Genomic DNA, 2,629 nt, shown 5'->3' with positions numbered 1-2,629 from the left:
CTAATGCTTGGATTATTAATGAGCAAGGTAATCTCGAATTAGTCGCTGTTGTCAACTCGAACCAAGCGCTCGATTTTATGCGAGCAACTTGTGCGATTAAAGAGGATTAGATTTTAGATTTAGCTTGTAGGGTGGGCAAAAACACTTTGCTTCCAATCAGTATTAATTAGAGCGATTATTTTGCCCACCAAACTTTAGCTCACGATTTGTGAGTTTGACCATCGCTGATGGGAAAAATAACCATATCCCACTCAAACCTAAGTTACATCAGCCACCAGGGTCAAGTTGATGAATCAAACTATTCAGCGATGCTATTTACTCTGCTATGTTTTAGTCTCTAGTGTCCTCATCCCCAACATCGCCACCGCCCAAATCAGCAGTGATGGCACTTTATCCACTACGGTCAATAGTGATGATGGACTGAATTTCTTAATTGAATCTGGGGTACGTAGTTCAGATCATTTGTTTCATAGCTTCTCGGAATTTTCCGTACCCAGCAACGGGTCAGCTTTCTTTAACAATGCTGGGGATATTGTCAATATCTTTAGCCGTGTTACGGGAGGGACTATTTCTAATATTGACGGTTTAATTCGTGCTAATGGTAACGCTAATTTATTTCTGATTAATCCAGCCGGAATTATCTTTGGGCAAAATGCTTCCTTAGCTATAGGTGGTTCATTTTTCGCTACTACTGCGGAGAGTGTAGTGTTTGGAAATGGAATTGAATTTAGTGCCACTGAACCAAACCAAGCGCCATTATTAACGATTAATATTACTCCTGGTTTACAGATGGGAACAAATCCGGTAAATATTACAGTAAATGGTCCTGGACAAACCCTCAATGGCAGTATTTTCGCTCCTTTCGATCGCAGTAATATTAGCTCCCAATTACAGGTTCAACCGGGGAATACTTTAGCCTTGGTAGGAGGAGACATTAGCCTCAGGGGTGGTTTGCTCTCGGCAGAAGGAGGACAAATCGAAATTGCAGCCGTAGGTAGCAACAATTCTAGTACGATGGTGCAATTAACACCGGTAGCATCGGGCTGGGATTTCGACTTGAGTCAAGTCTCAAATAATGGGGATATTCAATTAACTGAAAGCGCCCTCCTTGATACCAGTGGCGACACCGCTGGCTCGATCCGATTGAGGGGCGCAACCATTACAGTAGGAGATAATTCAATCGTACTAACTCAAAATGAAGGTAGTCAAAATGCTGGCAATACCATACTTGATGGTACTGAAAGTGTAACTATTGGAGAGAATGACGCTAACGGTAGTATCAATACCTTTGTAGCTAACCTGACCATATCCAGTGGTGACGGGGGAGATCTAGAAATTATTACCAAAAATTTAAAGGTCTTTGGAGGAGCAGATGTATTGACCAACAGTTTTCGTTCAGGTTCGCCAGGAAATATCTCAGGTTCGCCAGGAAATATCAACATCGAAGCTTCTGAATCGGTTGATATGATTGGTTTTACCCCTGATAATCAGAGTGCTTTCAGTAGTACTGTAAATTCTTTAACCTTCAGCGAAAAAAACGCCGGAAATATTACCATCTCCACCAATCAACTGAGATTAGCTCTAGCAAACATTTTAACGTTTACTGCCGGTGAAGGTAATGGCGGTAATATAACCCTCAATGTTACGGAATCCATTGATATAGTGGGTTTCATTCCAGGTGTAAACCAGCAGAGCGTAGTGAGTGCTGCCTCTTTTGGTAAAGGTAATGGGGGTAGTGTGGAGGTAAATACAGCAAGATTGCTGCTCCAAGATGGTGGAGTAATTGGTGCTTCTACTGGTTCTTCTGGTAATGCTGGTATTGTTAGGATTAATGCTTCAGAGTCTGTGACCTTACTCGATACCTTGTCAACCGGTCCTAGTAGCTTTACAGATATTTCCAGTAATGTACCACGTCCTAGTGTTTTCGTCCAAAGACTATTTGGACTAGAACCCATCCCCAGTGGCAATGCTGGTCAAATCAGGATTAACACTTCCAAGTTGACTATCTCAGGGGATCCCGATAGCCAAGATGCCCAAATTAGGGTCAGAAATCTCGGATCGGGTGATGGGGGAGAATTATTTATCAAGGCTGATACCATCAACCTTAATTATGGTGCTAGTATCACCTCTTCCACCTTCGATGGGAAAGGTGGCGATATTACCCTGGATATCACAAACAGTTTACTATTGCGTAATGGCAGCACCATCACTGCGGAAGCTGACACTGCGGAAGCTGAGAACGATGGCAATGCTGGCAAAATTACCATTAACTCGAATTTAGTGACTCTGATGGAAGGCAGCTTGATCAAAACCGATGCTAATCGAGGCAATGGCGGAGATATTGACATTACTACCCAAGGGTTATTTGTATTTCCTGATAGTGCCATTACCGCTAGTTCTGAGTTTGGGGTAGATGGCCTGATCACTATTAACAATCCTGATGTAGATCCGGCTAACGGCTTAATTGAATTACCGACAGAACTGCGCGATCGCACTCAACAAATCGCTGAAGGTTGCCGTTGGACTGATACCAGTAGTTTTTATATTACCGGACGGGGTGGTATACCCCAAGATCCCAGTGCCATGGTACGAGGTGGCCAAATCTTATCGGATGTGCGGGATATATCTG

The 2,629-nt window shown here is 43.1% G+C and carries 1 protein-coding gene; it reads left to right on the top strand.

Annotation, left to right across the window (positions count from 1 at the left end):
• Positions 1 to 288 precede the first annotated feature (288 nt).
• Positions 289 to 2,629: two-partner secretion domain-containing protein (locus AC4II3_RS32370; protein ID WP_488017154.1), on the top strand; the 2,341-nt coding region annotated here is incomplete at its 3' end.

This window comes from Moorena sp., assembly GCF_982860115.1.
This window is presented reverse-complemented; position numbering and strand designations above follow the sequence as displayed.